The organism is Nesterenkonia lutea, assembly GCF_014873955.1.
GTDB classification, from domain to species: domain Bacteria; phylum Actinomycetota; class Actinomycetes; order Actinomycetales; family Micrococcaceae; genus Nesterenkonia; species Nesterenkonia lutea.
The window spans coordinates 2,760,854-2,776,693 of record NZ_JADBED010000001.1; the positions used below are offsets into that span (position 1 = coordinate 2,760,854).

Below are 15,840 nucleotides of genomic sequence, written 5' to 3' on the forward strand. Positions count from 1 at the left end.
ACCGTTTTCGCGACAACTTTACGCGGCGGCCGTGGCGTCGTGCTCAGGCGGTGGGGACGGTGTCTCCCAGTGAGGCGATGTCGATGACCGCGCGGTAGCGCACATCGCCGGAGACGACCTTGTCGTAGTACGCGGCCACCTGGTCGGCCTGGATCAGCTCCGTGGTGGCGGTGATGCCGTGCTCGGCGCAGAAGTTGAGCATCTCCTGGGTCTCCGGCAGCCCGCCGACCATGGAGCCGGCGTAGTTGCGGCGCATGGTGAGCAGCGAGAACATCTGGAAGGACTGCTCCTCGCTCGGGGCTCCGACGTTGACCATGGTCCCGCCCCGGCCCAGCAGACCGAGGAAGGAGTCCAGGCTGACCGAAGCACCCACGGTGTTGATGATCAGGTCGAAGCTGCCGGCGAGGTCTGTGAAGGCCTGGCCGTCCTCGGTGGCGCGGTACGCGAAGGCGCCGAAGCTCAGTCCGTCCTCCTTCTTGCTGTCGGTGCGGCTGAGCACAGTGATTTCGGCACCCATGGCCGCGCCGATCTTGACCGCGATGTGTCCCAATCCGCCCATGCCGATCACGCCGACCTTGACGCCTGGACCGGCCCCGTAGCGCTTGAGCGGGGCGTATGTGGTGATTCCGGCACAGAGCAGCGGAGTGGTGGAGGCGGGGTCCATGCCTTCCGGGATGCGCAGCACGAAGTGGTCGCGGACCACGATCTGCTGGCTGTAGCCGCCATGGGTGGTCTCGCCGTCCTTGTCCTGTCCGTTGTAGGTCGCGACGACGCCCTGGCTGCAGAACTGCTCCTCGCCGTCTCTGCAGGCTTCGCATTCCATGCAGGAGTCGGCGAAGCAGCCGACGCCCACAGTGTCGCCGACGGTGAACTCGGAGACTTCGGCGCCGACCTCGACCACGTCTCCGACGATCTCGTGTCCAGGGGTCATCGGGTAGCTGGCGCCGCCCCATTCATTGCGGACCTGGTGGATGTCGGTGTGGCAGATGCCGGCGTAGCGGATGGCGATGCGCACGTCATCGGCGCGCAGGCTGCGTCGCTGGAGCGGGCGGGTGGTGAAGTCACCCTCGGCGTTGTCGGCCTGGAGCGCGGTGATGGTCGTCGTCATAGGGGTCCTCAGCTGTGGGGAATGGGGAGACGGCGCAGGGCCGCGGCGCGCAATCCAGCTCGCCGCGGCCCTGCAGGGGTGTGTGAGACCGTTCTGGTCTCGGGGATCAGCTCTCGAAGGTGGCGTCCAGAGTGATGTCCACTGCGGCCAGTGCCTTGCTGACCGGGCAGCCGGTCTTGGCCTCTTCGGCGGACTTCAGGAAGGTGTCCTCGTCGATTCCGCTGACTTCGCCGCTGACGATCAGCTTGATGCCCGTGATCTTGAAGCCGCCGTCGGGATCCTCGCCCAGGGAGACCTCGGCCTTGACGTCCAGGGACTCCACGGTGCCGCCGGCGCCGGTGAGCACGGCGGAGAGCTGCATGGCGTAGCAGGAGGAGTGTGCTGCCGCGATCAGCTCCTCGGGGCTGGTGGTGCCATTGGCTTCTTCTGCTGTGCGCTTGGGGAACGACACATCATAGGTGCCGACCTTGGAGCTGCTCAGCTCAACCTGGCCGGAGCCCTCCTGGACTGATCCGTTCCATGCAGTGCGGGCTGTGCGTGTAGGCATATCTGTTCTCCTTGGTTGTTCCGGTTGATCTTGGCTGTGGCTTGTCGTCGATGTTGATTGTCGTGCGCGGTATCAGTCTCCCGGATGCGGCCTGACGATTCCTGAACGCGGACGGGAAGGCGCCGAAGGGCGGCGCAGAGCAGGTCAGTCCCGCACCGGCGCGTCCAGGATCTTCAGACTTCGGCAGCGGTTGATCGCGGCGTGGATCTCGTGGGCTCGGGGCCGGGCGAGGTGCCCGGGATGCCCGCGGTGCGTGGACAGCGAGTCCAGTCCCTCGGCCTCGACCTGCTCCAGCAGCGCCGTGACCATGCCGGCGATGTCACTGGTACCGTCGGCGCTCTCGGCGAGCCGGTCCAGGGCCTTGGCGATGGCCTCTGTCTGGGCCACGTCCACGAGCTGGGTGACGGCGGCCAGGTCCACGTCCTCGGGTCCGTACTGGATGGTCTCGCGACCGCGGCTGCGGGCGGGCTTGGTCTTCTTCGCCGGGCGCAGGGAGCCCCGTCGGGGCACGCGCGCAGCGACCTCGGCGAAGGCTGGCGGGTCTGCGGCCGAGGTGTGTGCCGACGTCGGGTTCTCCATGGCGATCTGCCGGGCCTGGGCAGTGACGTCCCGCAGGGTGTAGTCCTGCAGGACGATCACGTGATCGGCGACGTCGAAGAACGCCCCGGAGCCGCCGGCCACCAGGACCGTGGAGATTCCGCGCTCGGTGAAGAGCGGACGGACCCTGTCTACGAAGGGCGTGATCGGCTCGTGTTCGGCGGGGATGAGCTGCCGCATGCGCTCGTCGCGGATCATGAAGTTGGTCGCTGAGGTGTCCTCGTCGATCAGCAGAGCACTCGCGCCCGCCTCCACCGCTTCCACGAGGTTCGCCGCCTGCGAGGTGGAGCCGGAGGCGTTGGTGCTGGAGAAGCTGCGGGTGTCGGTGCCTGAGGGCAGCCCCGAGATGAAGGGCGAGATGTCCACGCCGGCGGCGGCGCGGCCGTCCTCCGCACGGATGGACACCGCGTCCGCGCGGGTGATGACCCATTCACGGCCGTCGCCGGCGACATGCGGATAGACGCCGCGTTCGATCGCCCGCAGCAGCGTGGACTTGCCGTGGTATCCGCCGCCCACGATCACGCTGATGCCCTCGGGCACGCCCATGCCGGTGAGTGTCCGCCCGCTGGGCAGCTCAAAGCTGACTCGCAGCGCGTCCGGGCTGCGGAACGCCACGACGTCACCCTCCAGCGGATGGTCCGAGTCTCCTGCTCGCCGCGGCAGGACAGAGCCGTCGGCCAGGAAGCAGATCAGGCCCCTGTCGGTCAGCTGGGACCGCAGCCCTGCCTGGTCGCGATAGAGGGTGACGTGGTCCCGGAGCGCGTCGACATCCAGGCCGGCGCCCAGCAGTGAGTCCTGGGCGATGCGCGGAAGCGTCTGGGTGAGCAGTCGAGCTGCCCTGCGGCCCAGCGCCCTGCGCCCGGCGGCGGGAAGGCTGACGGCGATGCGCACCTCGATGAAGTCCTGCGTGATCAGCACGCTGGTGCGCTCGAGCACCTGCTGCCCGGGGGTGCCGATGCTGATCGCACTGCGGTCTTCGGGCTCCTCGCGGCCGGTGCGCAGCCTGGCCGCGAAGGCCCGGGTCAGGAAGTCTCCGGCCGCGACCCGGCCGTGGTGGTCCGAGAGCAGCTCGGCGGGGAGGGCCGCCTGCGTGCGGCTGACGCGCAGTCGCATCAGCGAGGGCGGCGCGAACGGATCCACCTGCACCTTGTCCACAGACAGCCGGAGGTTCCCGAGATCATAGGACCCGGTCAGCTGCTTATAGGAGGCGTATCCCCGGCCGTCGAGGGCCGTGAGCATCGTGCTCAATGAGTGCTGATCGTCCATGCGCCCCGAGTGTAGTGGCGCTGCCGCTTCCGTGTTCCCCTGGTCCGCGATGGTCCCGTCTGGGGTCTGCTCCACCTCAGCGTGGCCGTGGGTCGCCGAGGCCTGTCGGACTCTGGGCCCGCGCGACGTTCCACCCTGCGCGGACGAGCGGGATCTGCAGCGGCAGCCGGGCCAGGGTGACCGCCCGCGCTCGCGGGCTGCTCCAGAATCTCTTCACCGAGTAGATGTTCGCCGGGTAGACCGCGAGCATCAGCGCCGCCGTGCACAGCCCGCCGGTGTTCCGCGTCGCGGGAACGGCCAGCAGGACCGCGCAGCCGAGCTCGGCGACGCCGCTGGCATAGGTGACCGCGCGCCTGTTGCCCAGCTGCGGCGGAACGATCGAGTCGAAGGGGCTCGGGTGCAGAAGGTGGAGGGCTCCGGTGAAGCTGAGGAGCCCGGCCAGGGCCAGCGCCTGCTGGTCGGTGTTCATCTGGCTTCCTCCTGGCGGGAACGAGGGTGGGACAAGGGCGGGAATGAGGGTCGATGATGAGGGTCGATGACGAGGGCTGACGACCAGGGTGACAGCACCGATCCGTGACAGCCAGTGACGACTGCGCAGTGACAGCCCGTGGTCCCCGCGCAGTGAGACACTGATTCCATGACCGGTGCTTCTCTCAGGGTGATCCGCGGGCTGTGGGGCTCCACTCATCCCGGACCCACTCTGGTGGTCACTGTACTCGCGGCGGCGCTCTCGCTCGCCGCAGGGCTGGGTCCTGGGCGGATCGGGCTGCTCACAGCCGCGGTCTTCGCCGGCCAGCTCTCGGTGGGCCTGTCCAATGACGCCTTCGACGCCGCACGTGACCGGGCCGTGGGGCGCACCGACAAACCCATCGCGCGCGGCGAGATCAGCACATCCGCCGCATGGACGGCCGCGTTCGTCTCGCTGGCCCTCGCCCTGGCCCTCTCGGTCCCGCTGGGTCTGGGGCTGGTCGCCGCACATGCACTCTTCCTGGCCTCGGCCTGGTCCTACAACGCGGGGGTGAAGGCCAGTCCGCTGTCCATCGTGCCGTTCATCCTCGGCTTCGGCGCCTTCCCGGCCTTCGCCACTCTCGCGGCACCGGATCCCCAGCTCGCGGCGTTCTGGGCCCTGCTCGCCGGCGGTGCGCTGGGGGCCGCGATCCACCTGACCAATGTGCTGCCAGATCTCGACGACGACGCCCGCACCGGCATCTCCGGGCTGCCGCACCGGCTCGGTGCCCGGCCCTCGGCGGCGCTCGCGGCCGCTGCCGTGCTGACCGGAGCGATCGCCGTGACCGCCGGCGCGGCGCAGGGGGAGCTGGCGGAGATCCCAGCGATCTCCTGGGTATTCTTCGCACTGGAGGTCGCCGTGGTTCTGGTGACCTTCCTCCTGGCGGTGAAGGGACGCTCCGGGCGGGTGCTGTTCCGCCTCGTGATGCTGGCGGCCCTGCTCCTGGCCGCCCAGCTGGTGGCAGCCGGCGGTTCGCTCACCGGCTGAGCCGCTGGCCCAGGTCGGTCGGCGACTCAGGCGGCGGAGTCGAAGCCCATCGCGTAGGCGCGGGTGAAGGCGGTGCCGACGCCGGGGCCCAGCATCAGACGCACCCCCTGGCCGCGCAGCCGGTTCAGCGTCGGTGCGGCGGGCCGGCCCAGCCGCGTGTTCAGCCCGGCGAGTGCGGCGGCCCGGCGCGCGGAGCCCAGCCGCTGCTGTTCCCAACGCTGCAGGGACTCCTCTGGGGCCGATCCGGTGTTGATCCATCGGGCCAGCAGGGGCGCCAGTGTGGCGGCGTCCAACAGGCCCAGGTTCATGCCCTGGCCCCCGATCGGGCTGACCTCGTGGGCGGCATCCCCGATCACCAGCAGACGGCCGCTGCGCATTCGCGGAGCTACGAAGCGGCGCACCCCGAACCCCGTCACATCGCCGGTGACCTTCTCGCCGTGGGCCGCCAGCGTCCGTTCCATCCTGGCGGTGCGCGGCCGGGCCTCTGCGGAGGCGCGCGGGAAGTCCCAGGCGACGAAGCGTCGTCGTCGTCCGGGCAGCGGGAAGGACTCCAGCACCCCGGCCTTCTCCAGATGGACGACGGCGGTGGCCGCGTCCTCGCGGTCTGAGACCTCGGCGTCGGTCATCAGATAGCGGTCCTGGTAGGTGTGCGCCGCGGGGTTCCGGTACACCAGGTCGCGGGAGCGGGGCCCGCCGGCCAGGACCACGAGCGGGGCGCGTCGATCCCGCTGGCTGGTGCGCAGATCCACATGGTCCGCGGCGGGACAGAGCGCGCTGACCTGGACTCCGCGCTGCGGCTCCGGCGCCACTGTCGAGAGCACCTTCTCCGTGGCGGCCTGCGGAAGCGTGGCGACGAAGGGAAATCGAGTGGAGAGACGGTCGAAGCGCACGGTGCCCAGCAGTCGACCCTGGGAGCGGGCCTCGCCGCGGCCCACCCGGACCGCGTGCTCCAGCAGGGCCTCCGTGAGCCCGGAGTCCTCCAATGCGGCGAGCACCGGGGCATGGACGCCGATGGCTCGGCTGTCCGATCCCCTCTGCTCGCGCTGCTCCAGGACCTCGACGCTGACCCCGCGGCGGAACAGCTCGCCGGCCATCAGCAGGCCCACCGGGCCTGCGCCGATCACGATGACCTCAGACATGCCCGGCCCCCTGGGCCAGCAGCCGGAAGGGAGCGGGGGAGGAGACGTCCCAGTCCGGGCCCAGTGCGGAGGCCAGCTCCGCGCGCTGATAGCTGCGCCGGATCGAGCGCAGGCCGTCCGTGCGCAGGAAGGTGCCGGGAGCCAACGGGGTGATGGCCACGGAGTAGAGCCCATAGGCGAGGCGCCCGCGGGCGATGTCCGTGTGCATCACCGTGCCCGAGCAGAGCTGACGGGAGGCGGCGGTGAACTGCTGAAGCTCGGCCGCGCTCAGGTGGTGCAGGACGTGGTTGGAGAGCACGACGTCGAAGCTCTCGCCGCGGGAGATCAGCTCATCGGCATCGGCGCAGAGGAAGCTGATGCCGGGTTCGGCCCGGGCGCGGGCAGCCTCGTGGGCCCGCGGATCCGGGTCGGCCCCGGTCCAGTCCACCGCGATGCCGTCGCGGGCCGCCAGCTCGGCCAGGCGGGCGAGGACGTCACCACCTCCGGAGCCGAGATCCAGCACGCGGGCCGGCCGGTCGAGGCTGGTCAGGATGCCGCGCAGCCGACGGCGGTAGATCAGGTCCCAGCCGGAGATCAGGCGGTTGACCAGTCCGAACCGGCGCAGGGTCGCGTTCAGGCGCTGTGGATCGCAGTTCGGGTCATCCATGAGCTCGAGCAGCTGCTCGTCGCGACGGGAGAGGTTCACCGGGGTCATGGGATTCACCGCTCAGGAGATCTTGTGCAGCAGGGCAGACTCCACGGTGAGTCCGGGACCGAAGGCGAGCGCCGCGATGGGCCCGGAGACGTCAGGGTCCTCCAGCAGCCGGCGCAGAATGAAGAGCAGCGTCGCGCTGGACATGTTTCCGTTCTCGCGCAGCACCGCGCGGGAGGCACTCAGCGCGGTGGACTCCAGGCCCAGGCCGGTCTCCACCCGGTCCAGGACGCTGCGCCCCCCGGGGTGCACCGCCCAGGCCGCGGGGGCGTCGGCCTCTCCGAGGAAGCGGTCGACGGCGGCGCGGATCTCGCGTCCGATGATGCGTGGGACCTCGGCCGAGAGGGTCATGTTGAAGCCGTGATCGCCGATGGTCCAGACCATGTCGGACTCTCCCTCGCTGGTCAGGGCTGTGGCGAAGCGCTCCAGGCGGATCCCGCCGGCCCGACCGACGGCGTCGTCGGAGGTCACCACCGCCGCCGCGGCCCCATCGGCGAAGACCGAGGCGGCGACGATCTGCTCCGCATCGGCGGTGTCGCGGATGTGCAGCGAGCACAGCTCCACGCAGACCACCAGCACCACCGCCCCAGGCTGGGCGGCGGTGATCTGCGAGGCCGCCCGCAGTCCTGGCAGCGCCGCGGCGCAGCCCATGAACCCGAGGTGGCTGCGCTCCACCGTCTCCGGCAGCCCGAGGTCCCGGATCAGCCGGTAGTCCAGGCCGGGAGCGAAGAATCCCGTGCAGGAGACCGTGACGACGTGGGTCACCTGGCTGGGCATGATGTCTCCCTGGGCGAGGGCGCTGCCGGCAGCCTCGGCCGCGAGCACAGGGGCAGCGCGGCGGTAGAGATCATTGCGCGTGCCGGTGGTGGGGGAGAGCAGGGTGGCGCCCTCGCCGATGAACTCTCCGTCGGGGGTGCCGGCGAGACCCGACAGCACGGTGTGGCGCGTCTCGATGCCAGCGGCGTCGAAGGCGGCGCCGATCAGCCGACGCGTCAATCTGCTGGCGTCGGGCTGCTCAGCGAAGAAGGCGCGCAGGTCCTGCTGCGGGACCGATGTCGCCGGCAGTGCGGTGCCGATTGAGGTGATGCGCGCGGGCATGTCACCACTAAACCATGACGGCGAAGATTTGGTCGGCTGAGCCTCGCTACGCCGTCTCGGGGTGCTCATCGGAGAAGGCGGAGGACTGCATCCCGGTGATGTAGGCCGCCTGGTTGACGTGCGCCACGGCGTCCAGGGAGATGCTGACCAGCCGCGCCGAGCGCGTCACCGGGGGGTCCCACTGCTCATCGATGACCTCGGTCAGGTCGGCTTCGTCCAGCGAGTCGAGGTAGGTCAGCTGGGCCTGGACCGCGGCGCGCAGGTGCTCCAGCAGCAGGTCGGTGTCCTCGACGTGGATCTGGCGGGCCTGGCTCCCGCTGTGGCCAAGACCCATGTCGTGATCCTCGAGTCCGAGGCTGAACCGTGCGTCGAAGCCCTGGGCGGTCCACGCCGGTTCCGTCCCGGAGAGCGCGGCGATCTGCTCATCGATCTCGCGGGCGGAGTGCCACAACAGCCAAGCGATGGAATTGTCATGATGCGGGTGCGCGTTCACCAGCTCCGGCGTCAGCGCCGGGCGCAGGGCCCGGGCCTCATCGAGAGGACGCTGGGCGATGTCTCTGAGAATGTCGAGGCTGCTCATGGACATACATTACATTCTGAATAACTCCACCATGCCTCTCACATGGTGAGAAAGTTGTGTGTTTCAATTGACGCCGGACACGGAGGACACCCCGTGTCTCCGGCCGCCGCAGCACCCCGCCGACGGTCGCCCATCACTCGCAAGGACTTGAATCATGGCATCAGCTGGACAGCGGCGCCGCGTGCTCAGCGCGGTCGGCCTCACGGCATCGCTCGCACTCGTGCTCGCAGCATGCGCCGAGACGGAGAACATCGACGGTGGAGGCGACTCGGAAGATTCCGGGGGCAGCATCGCCATCGGAACCACTGACGTGGTCACATCCCTGGACCCTGCCGGTTCTTATGACAACGGCTCCTTCTCCGTGCAGAACCAGGTCTATCCATTCCTGATGAACACCCCCTATGGCAGCCCGGACGTCGAGCCGGACATCGCCGAGTCCGCGGAGTTCACCGAGCCCACGCAGTACACCGTCACGCTGAAGGAGGGTCTGACCTTCGCCAACGGCAACGAGCTGACCTCCTCCGATGTGAAGTTCACCTTCGACCGCCAGCTGGAGATCGCCGATCCCAACGGACCGTCCTCCCTGCTCTACAACCTGGACAGCGTCGAGACCCCGGATGACCAGACCGTGGTCTTCAACCTCAACAGCGAGGACGACCAGACGTTCCCGCAGATCCTCTCCTCGCCGGCAGGCCCGATCGTGGATGAGGATGTCTTCTCCGCCACCGAGCTGACTCCCTCCGAGGAGATCGTCGAGGGCGACGCGTTCGCCGGGCAGTATGCGATCACGGATTACACCGAGAACGAGCTGATCCGCTACGAGGCCTTCGAGGACTACCAGGGTCTGCTCGACCCGGCGGAGACCGACGTCGTCACCGCGCAGTACTTCACCGAGGAGACCCAGCTCAAGCTTGCAGTGCAGGAGGGCGACATTGATCTGGCCTTCCGCAACCTGAGCCCCACCGACCTCGGTGACCTGCGTGAGGACGAGAATGTCACCGTCCATGACGGCCCCGGCGGCGAGATCCGCTACATCGTCTTCGACTTCAACACGCAGCCCTTCGGTGCCGAGACCGAGGACGCCGACGAGGAGCAGGCCCTGGCCGTGCGCCAGGCAGCGGCGAGCCTGCTGGACCGCGAGGCGCTGAGCGAGGAGATCTACCAGGGCACCTACACCCCGCTGTACTCCTACGTCCCTGAGGGCCTGACCGGTGCTGTCGAGCCGCTGCGTGAGATGTACGGCGACGGCGAGGGCGGCCCGGATGCCGAGGCTGCTGCCAGCGCGCTGGAGGAGGCCGGTGTCGAGACACCGGTCGAGCTGAACCTGCAGTACAGCCCGGATCACTACGGCAACTCCTCGGATGAGGAATACGCCATGATCGAGAGCCAGCTGGAATCCGATGGTCTCTTCGAGGTCAACCTGCAGTCCACGCTGTGGGACACGTACAACTCGGAGCGCGTCGAGGGCGTCTACCCGGCCTACCAGCTCGGCTGGTTCCCGGACTACTCGGATGCAGACAACTACCTCGCCCCGTTCTTCCTGGAGGACAACTTCCTCGTCAACGGCTACTCCAACCAGGAGGTCAACGACCTCATCCTGGAGCAGGCCAGCACCTCCGACGAGGCAGAGCGCACCTCCATGATCGAGGAGGCCCAGGAGCTGGTGGCAGAGGATCTCTCCACGCTGCCGTACCTCCAGGGTGCACAGGTCGCGGTCTCGGGCACTGACATCAGCGGCGTGACGCTGGATGCGTCCTTCAAGTTCCGCTACGCCTCGCTGACCCGCTGATCTGTCGACCCGCTGATGCTGCCGGTCTGGGCAGCGTCGCATGAGAAATTCTGAGAGAAGAGGACCAGCGTGACCATCGCTGACACAGCAACGGCTCCGGCCGCCGCCGCCACCGGAAAGACATCCGGGGGCGGCGGTCTGGGCCGCTACATCCTGGTGCGGTTTCTGCTGATCATCCCCACCGTGTTCATCCTGGTGACGCTGGTCTTCTTCCTCATGCGGGTGGTCGGTGACCCGATCTCCGCCTCGGTGGGAGGTCGGCTGACCCCCGACCAGCTCAACGCCCGCCTTGCCGAGGCCGGGTACGACCGGCCCGTGCTGGTGCAGTACTTCGAGTACATCGGCCAGATCTTCACCGGAGACTTCGGCCGCACCCTCACGGACAATCGTGAGATCAGCGAGATCCTGGTGACCTACGGCACCGGAACTCTCGAGCTGGTCATCTACTCCCTGATCGTCGCGCTCGCGGTCGGCATCCCGCTGGGACGCTTCGCCGCCTACCGCCGCGATCAGATCCCGGATGCGCTGCTGCGGATCTTCGCGATCCTCTGCTACGCCACTCCTGTCTTCTTCGCCGCCCTGCTGCTGAAGCTCGTCTTCTCCGTCTGGCTCGGCTGGTTCCCGCTGGGCGGCCGGGCGAGCACGAGCACCCAGCTGGTGCTCGACCGGATCTCGGGCTCCACGGGGATCAACATCATCGACGCGCTGCGCACCGGGCGGTGGGACCTCATCTCGGATGTGCTGGCACACGCGGTGCTGCCCGCCGTCGCCCTGGGTCTGCTCACCGCCGGAGTGTTCCTGCGGCTGGTGCGGACCAACCTCATCGGCACTCTCTCCATGGACTATGTCGACGCCGCCCGCTCCCGCGGAGTGCGCGAGGGCCGGCTGCTGCGCAAGCACGCGTACAAGCCGGCGCTGATCCCGATCATCACGGTCATGGGCATGCAGATTGCGCTGATGCTCGGCGGCGCCATCCTGACCGAGACGGCGTTCGGCTGGCGCGGGCTGGGCTTCCAGCTCGCCCAGTATCTCGGCGCCCGCGACTTCGTGGCCGTGCAGGGGATCGTGGCGCTGCTCGCCGTGATCGTCGCGCTGACCAACTTCGCCGTGGACGTCCTCGCCGCGCTGATCGACCCGAGAGTGAGGTACTGACCATGTCTGTTCCCACTGATGACCATTCCTCCGTCCCGGAACCTGTGGAGGGCTCCGGCGCGGAGGCCGATCCCCTCGTGACCGGCCAGGCCCGCCAGCGTGAGCCGCGCTGGAAGCGGCTGCCCGTGGTCTGGCAGCTGCGCCGCAGCACCGGACTGCAGCGCGGCATGCTCGTCGCCGGGCTGGTGCTCTGTGCCGTGTTCATCCTCGCGGCGGTGCTTGCTCCGCTGATCGCCCCCTACGGCTTCAACCAGCTCTCCGACGCCGAGGGCACCTTCCCCCGCCAGGCCGAGCCTTCGTCCCAGTTCTGGTGGGGAACCACCGTCGGCGGCTATGACGTCTTCTCCCGGGTCGTCTGGGGTGCCCAGACCGCAGTGCTGACCGTGGTGCTCGCCGTCGTCCTCTCGATCTTCCTGGGCATCGCACTGGGTCTGATCTCGGGCTACCTCGGCGGCTGGCTGGACCGGATCCTGGTCACCATCGCCGACGCCATCTACGCCTTCCCCTCGCTGCTGCTGGCGATCGTGGTCTCCATCGTGATCTCCGGCGGCGAGTCCGGATTCATCAGCGGCATCCTGGCGGCGGCCATCTCGATCACCGTGGTCTTCGTGCCGCAGTACTTCCGCGTGGTGCGTGCCGAGACGGTGCGGCTCAAGGCGGAGCCCTTCGTGGAATCTGCTCGCGTGCTGGGAGCGTCCACGCCGCGGATCCTCTCCCGGCACGTGCTGCGCAACGCCACCCGGTCTCTGCCGCTGATCGTCACGCTCAACGCCTCCGAGGCGATCCTCACCCTCGCCGGGCTGGGGTTCCTCGGCTTCGGCATCAACCCCACGGCGGCCTCCGAGTGGGGCTATGACCTCAATCGGGCGATCTCCGACGTCGCCGGCGGGATCTGGTGGACCGGTGTCTTCCCGGGCGCCGCCATCGTCCTGCTGGTCCTCGGCATCACACTTGTCGGTGAGTCGCTCAACGATCTCTCCGATCCTCGTCTGCGGATCCGGCGCCGCCCCAAGCGCGTGCCCCGGCGCACCGCCACGGTCATGAAGGGAGCGGCGTGATGACCGCTGTTCAGCACAACGAAGGTGCGGCCTCCGCCGCCGAACCCGCCGTCGACATCCGTGATCTGCGCATCAGCTTCGCCACCGACGGCGAGCCGGTCAGCGCCGTGGACGGGGTTTCGCTGCACGTGCAGCCCGGCGAGGTGCTGGCGATCGTCGGCGAGTCCGGGTCCGGAAAGACCGTGACCGCCAAATCCATCCTCGGTCTGCTGCCCGACAACGCCACTGTCTCCGGTGCCGTGGTGCTTCAGGGCAACGACGTCGTCCAGCTCTCCGGCGCGCAGCTGCGCCAGGTCAGGGGCCGCGACGTGGCGATGGTCTTCCAGGAGGCCTCCACCGCGCTGAACCCGGTCTATACGGTCGGCTGGCAGATCGCCGAGGGCCTGCGCGCCCACGGCAAGTACTCCAAGAAGCAGGCGAGGGAACGCGCCGTCGAGATCCTCGGCACGGTCGGCATCCCCGACCCGGAGAAGCGGGTCGACCAGTACCCCCACCAGTTCTCCGGCGGACAGAAGCAGCGCGTCGTGATCGCCATGGCGCTGGCGCTGGGTTCCAAGGTCATCGTGGCCGATGAGCCCACCACGGCTCTGGACGTCACCGTGCAGGCTGAGATCCTGGACCTGCTGCGCCGGGTCCGTGATGACTTCGGCCGCGCCATCGTGCTCATCACCCACAACATGGGTGTGGTCGCAGACCTCGCCGACCGCGTCGCCGTGATGTACCGCGGTGAGGTGGTCGAGGAGGCCGATGTCCGCGACCTGTTCGCGAACCCCCAGCATGAATACACCCAGCATCTGCTCGGCGCCGTGCCGCGGCTCGGTGCCCACACCGCCTATAAGGTCACCGCTGAAGCGGGCCCGGGCGAGCCCGCGGCTCCGCTGGTCCAGGCCCGGGATCTGGAGATCGTCTACCCGGGCCGACTGGGTCGATCGGGGTTCCGCGCCGTCGGCGGGGTGAACTTCACGATCTCCCCCGGCGAGGTGCTCGGGCTGGTCGGGGAATCCGGGTCCGGCAAGACCACCATCGGCCGGGCTATCGTCGGGCTGACCCGCGCCACCGGAGGATCGCTGAGCGTGCTCGGCCACGAGATGGTGGGCTTCAAGGAGCGCACCTTCCGTCCGCTGCGCTCCCGGGTCGGATTCGTCTTCCAGGATCCCGCCACCAGCTTCAACCCGCTGCTGACCGTGGGGGAGGCCATCGCGGAGCCGCTGCTGATCCACGGCGAGGCCACTGATGCCGCCGGGACCAGGGCCCGGGTCAACGAGCTTCTCGACTCGGTGCACCTGCCCACGCACTATGGGCAACGCTACCCGCATGAGCTCTCCGGAGGTCAGCGCCAGCGTGCCAGCCTGGCCCGCGCACTCGCGCTGGACCCGGAGCTGCTGGTGGCCGATGAGCCGACCTCGGCGCTGGATGTCTCGGTGCAGGCGCGAGTGCTGGAGGTCTTCAGCGAGCTGCAGGAGAGACGCGGATTCGCCACCTTGTTCATCAGCCACGACCTGGCCGTGGTGGGGATGCTCTCTGACCACATCGGGGTGCTCTACCGCGGCGAACTCGTGGAGCACGGGACCGGCAGACAGGTCCTGACCGACCCGCAGCACCCCTATACGCAGCGTCTGCTGGCCTCGGTTCCGGTGCCGGACCCGGTGGAGCAGCAGCAGCGCCGCGAGGCCCTGGCCGCCCATCGCGCAGCGGAGGGCTGAGCAGCTTCGCCGCCCTGCGGCCGCCCTGCGGCTGCCCGGTGGCGCATCCGTCAGCGGGTGAGCCGTCGAATCCCCTCGAGGACCGCGGCGTGCACACGGGCATCGCCGAGCGGCCGGAAGTGCCCGCGCGTCTGAAGCTGGATGTTGTGGGCGCCCTCGAGGCGGCTTCCGCCCGGGATGTGCGGGTCGAACTGCCCGTAGATCGAGACGATGTGCCGGTCCACGTCCCGGCTGGCGCTCAGCTCGACGAGTTCTGGGGAGCGTGGAAGGAACACCCGGATGGCGGGAAGCGGCAGCAGGCGAGCCAGCGGGGACCCCTCAAAAGGGGTGTTGAGCGCGACCATCCCCTGCAGCGCCCCGGCCTCGTTGTGGTGGGCGAGCAGGAGCTTGCCGATGAGCCCTCCCTTGCTGTGCGCCACGAGCACGCAGCGGCTGACCCCCTCTCGGCGGATGTACTCGTTCACCAGCTCTGCCATGTCCGCAATGGTGCCGCCGTTGTAGCCGAGGTCGAGGACCGCGTGCACATCGAAGCCGCGCTCCCGGAGCGTGTCGGCCAACGGACGCATGAAGGACCAGGTCTCGTAGATCCCAGGCAGGAGCACGATCGCGGGCTCCGTCGAGTCCGGTCGGCGATACCGCTGCGGATCGGGTCGGCGCACCAAGCCTGAGGCCTGGCGATGCAGCGCGTAGGCATAGTCGCGGACCCAGGCCTCGAGGTTGACCCCCGCCTCGGCGAGCGTCGCGGACAGGGGCCTTGACCTCTCGCAGGCGGGGCTGCGGTGGCGCTTCCTCCGGCCGATCATGTGTTCCGAGCCTCCGTGGACGCATCGGGACGACGGCGCGCCAGCGACGTCAAGAACGGCATGCACGCTGCCGCGAGCTGCTCGGGCTGATTGTGCTGGAGCGCATGAGGACCCCCGGGGACCTCCAGGAGGGCCGCGTTCGGCGCCAGGCGGACCAGCTCACGCACCCATGGAGCAGATGCGATCGGATCAAGCTCCCCGCGGATGACCAGGCCGGGGATGGGGCAGCGCCGGATGGTGTCCTCCGTGTGATCGGCCAGCATGTACCGGGCAGTGCGCAGGTAACGCAGCGGACCCATCCGCAGGTAGTTGCGGAAGATCACCGTGTTGCTGGAGAGGGGTTCGCTCGTGCTGTCCTTCAGCAGCCGGAGGCCCTGCCTGGGGAGGCTGCGGGCCCGCGGGTCCACAGTCGGTCCGACCAGCACGTATCCCGCGCTCAGCTCCGGATGGTCGGCGACGGCGTGGGCCACAATCTGGCACCCCATGGAATGGCCGATGAGCACCGGGGCGTCCAGTCCCAGCGCGACGACGATCTCTGTGACGATCCCGCCGAGTTCGGCGACGGTGAGCGCGCGGGCCGGATTGGGCGTTCCTCCGTAGCCCGGCAGGTCCACTGCGTAGACATCATGGGTGGCCGCCATCACCTCGGCGAAGGGCAGGAAGTACTCTGCGGACATGCCGATGCCATGCACCAGCACGATCGGCGGACGCTGCGGGGCAAAGGTCCCGCGCACATCGACAGCATGGCCGCCGGCGTGCACGCGACGCATGGTCAGCGCGACAGAAGGTTCACTGGGCCGGGACACCATCGCCT

At 68.9% G+C, this 15,840-nt stretch carries 15 protein-coding genes; 5 read left to right on the plus strand and 10 right to left on the minus strand.

Going from position 1 to position 15,840, the window contains the following annotated elements; translation table 11 throughout:
- Positions 1-43 precede the first annotated feature (43 nt).
- The 4 genes from H4W27_RS12570 to H4W27_RS12585 all read right to left on the minus strand — a co-directional run bounded on the left by H4W27_RS12570 (position 44) and on the right by H4W27_RS12585 (position 3,987).
- Positions 44-1,108, minus strand: a complete 1,065-nt coding sequence (locus H4W27_RS12570; protein WP_192596237.1) for an NAD(P)-dependent alcohol dehydrogenase — start codon at positions 1,106-1,108, stop codon at positions 44-46.
- Positions 1,109-1,214: 106 nt separating this feature from the next.
- Entirely contained in the window at positions 1,215-1,655 is a 441-nt protein-coding gene (locus tag H4W27_RS12575) for an OsmC family peroxiredoxin (RefSeq protein WP_192596238.1), read from the minus strand.
- 144 nt (positions 1,656-1,799) lie between these two features.
- A complete protein-coding gene (locus H4W27_RS12580; protein ID WP_192596239.1) occupies positions 1,800-3,518 on the minus strand; it encodes an ABC-ATPase domain-containing protein in 1,719 nt (572 codons plus the stop codon).
- A gap of 76 nt (positions 3,519-3,594) precedes the next feature.
- Entirely contained in the window at positions 3,595-3,987 is a 393-nt protein-coding gene (locus H4W27_RS12585; RefSeq protein WP_192596240.1) for a DoxX family protein, read from the minus strand.
- A gap of 168 nt (positions 3,988-4,155) precedes the next feature.
- On the opposite strand from H4W27_RS12585, the gene H4W27_RS12590 reads away from it, so the two are divergent.
- Positions 4,156-5,013, plus strand: a complete 858-nt coding sequence (locus H4W27_RS12590; RefSeq protein ID WP_192596241.1) for a UbiA family prenyltransferase — start codon at positions 4,156-4,158, stop codon at positions 5,011-5,013.
- 26 nt (positions 5,014-5,039) lie between these two features.
- Here the strand turns inward: H4W27_RS12590 and H4W27_RS12595 are convergent, their stop codons facing one another.
- From H4W27_RS12595 to H4W27_RS12610, 4 genes are read right to left on the minus strand one after another with little or no spacing between them, the layout of a single operon-like run.
- The gene (locus tag H4W27_RS12595) at positions 5,040-6,152 is read right to left on the minus strand and encodes an FAD-dependent oxidoreductase (protein ID WP_192596242.1); all 1,113 of its coding nucleotides are present in this window, start codon (positions 6,150-6,152) and stop codon (positions 5,040-5,042) included.
- Positions 6,145-6,837, minus strand: a complete 693-nt coding sequence (locus H4W27_RS12600) for a methyltransferase domain-containing protein (protein ID WP_192596606.1) — start codon at positions 6,835-6,837, stop codon at positions 6,145-6,147. The genes H4W27_RS12595 and H4W27_RS12600 overlap by 8 nt, the downstream gene beginning before the upstream one ends.
- Positions 6,838-6,858: 21 nt before the next feature.
- Complete coding sequence (locus H4W27_RS12605) at positions 6,859-7,941, minus strand: type III polyketide synthase (RefSeq protein WP_192596243.1); 1,083 nt, start codon at positions 7,939-7,941, stop codon at positions 6,859-6,861.
- A 46-nt stretch (positions 7,942-7,987) separates the two neighbouring features.
- Positions 7,988-8,521, minus strand: coding sequence for a DinB family protein (locus tag H4W27_RS12610; RefSeq protein ID WP_192596244.1), 534 nt, complete (start codon positions 8,519-8,521; stop codon positions 7,988-7,990).
- Between the two features lie 154 nt (positions 8,522-8,675).
- Here H4W27_RS12610 and H4W27_RS12615 point away from each other — a divergent pair, with 154 nt between their 5' ends.
- The 4 genes from H4W27_RS12615 to H4W27_RS12630 all read left to right on the plus strand — a co-directional run bounded on the left by H4W27_RS12615 (position 8,676) and on the right by H4W27_RS12630 (position 14,223).
- Entirely contained in the window at positions 8,676-10,310 is a 1,635-nt protein-coding gene (locus tag H4W27_RS12615) for an ABC transporter substrate-binding protein (protein WP_192596245.1), read from the plus strand.
- Between the two features lie 69 nt (positions 10,311-10,379).
- Positions 10,380-11,462, plus strand: a complete 1,083-nt coding sequence (locus tag H4W27_RS12620) for an ABC transporter permease (protein WP_404821856.1) — start codon at positions 10,380-10,382, stop codon at positions 11,460-11,462.
- 2 nt (positions 11,463-11,464) lie between these two features.
- The gene (locus H4W27_RS12625; RefSeq protein ID WP_192596246.1) at positions 11,465-12,520 is read left to right on the plus strand and encodes an ABC transporter permease; all 1,056 of its coding nucleotides are present in this window, start codon (positions 11,465-11,467) and stop codon (positions 12,518-12,520) included.
- Positions 12,520-14,223: an ABC transporter ATP-binding protein gene (locus H4W27_RS12630; RefSeq protein WP_192596247.1), complete on the plus strand. Its 1,704-nt coding sequence runs from the start codon at positions 12,520-12,522 to the stop codon at positions 14,221-14,223. The genes H4W27_RS12625 and H4W27_RS12630 overlap by 1 nt, the downstream gene beginning before the upstream one ends.
- Before the next feature lie 50 nt (positions 14,224-14,273).
- Here the strand turns inward: H4W27_RS12630 and H4W27_RS12635 are convergent, their stop codons facing one another.
- Together H4W27_RS12635 and H4W27_RS12640 are read right to left on the minus strand one after the other, a co-directional pair.
- Positions 14,274-15,026 carry an esterase/lipase family protein gene (locus H4W27_RS12635; protein WP_192596248.1) on the minus strand — a complete coding sequence of 251 codons (753 nt, stop codon included), beginning with the start codon at positions 15,024-15,026 and terminating at the stop codon, positions 14,274-14,276.
- Positions 15,023-15,832 (minus strand): alpha/beta fold hydrolase, encoded by an 810-nt coding sequence (locus tag H4W27_RS12640; protein WP_192596249.1) that lies wholly within the window; start codon positions 15,830-15,832, stop codon positions 15,023-15,025. The genes H4W27_RS12635 and H4W27_RS12640 overlap by 4 nt, the downstream gene beginning before the upstream one ends.
- Between the last annotated feature and the right edge of the window lie 8 nt (positions 15,833-15,840).

Excerpts from the sequence above, each read along its gene's own strand:
- H4W27_RS12570 (WP_192596237.1), bottom strand. The coding sequence starts at position 1,108 with ATGACGACGACCATCACCGCGCTCCAGGCCGACAACGCCGAGGGTGAC.
- H4W27_RS12575 (WP_192596238.1), bottom strand. The coding sequence starts at position 1,655 with ATGCCTACACGCACAGCCCGCACTGCATGGAACGGATCAGTCCAGGAG.
- H4W27_RS12580 (WP_192596239.1), bottom strand. The coding sequence starts at position 3,518 with ATGGACGATCAGCACTCATTGAGCACGATGCTCACGGCCCTCGACGGC.
- H4W27_RS12585 (WP_192596240.1), bottom strand. The coding sequence starts at position 3,987 with ATGAACACCGACCAGCAGGCGCTGGCCCTGGCCGGGCTCCTCAGCTTC.
- H4W27_RS12590 (WP_192596241.1), top strand. The coding sequence starts at position 4,156 with ATGACCGGTGCTTCTCTCAGGGTGATCCGCGGGCTGTGGGGCTCCACT.
- H4W27_RS12595 (WP_192596242.1), bottom strand. The coding sequence starts at position 6,152 with ATGTCTGAGGTCATCGTGATCGGCGCAGGCCCGGTGGGCCTGCTGATG.
- H4W27_RS12605 (WP_192596243.1), bottom strand. The coding sequence starts at position 7,941 with ATGCCCGCGCGCATCACCTCAATCGGCACCGCACTGCCGGCGACATCG.
- H4W27_RS12610 (WP_192596244.1), bottom strand. The coding sequence starts at position 8,521 with ATGAGCAGCCTCGACATTCTCAGAGACATCGCCCAGCGTCCTCTCGAT.
- H4W27_RS12615 (WP_192596245.1), top strand. The coding sequence starts at position 8,676 with ATGGCATCAGCTGGACAGCGGCGCCGCGTGCTCAGCGCGGTCGGCCTC.
- H4W27_RS12625 (WP_192596246.1), top strand. The coding sequence starts at position 11,465 with ATGTCTGTTCCCACTGATGACCATTCCTCCGTCCCGGAACCTGTGGAG.
- H4W27_RS12630 (WP_192596247.1), top strand. The coding sequence starts at position 12,520 with ATGACCGCTGTTCAGCACAACGAAGGTGCGGCCTCCGCCGCCGAACCC.
- H4W27_RS12635 (WP_192596248.1), bottom strand. The coding sequence starts at position 15,026 with ATGATCGGCCGGAGGAAGCGCCACCGCAGCCCCGCCTGCGAGAGGTCA.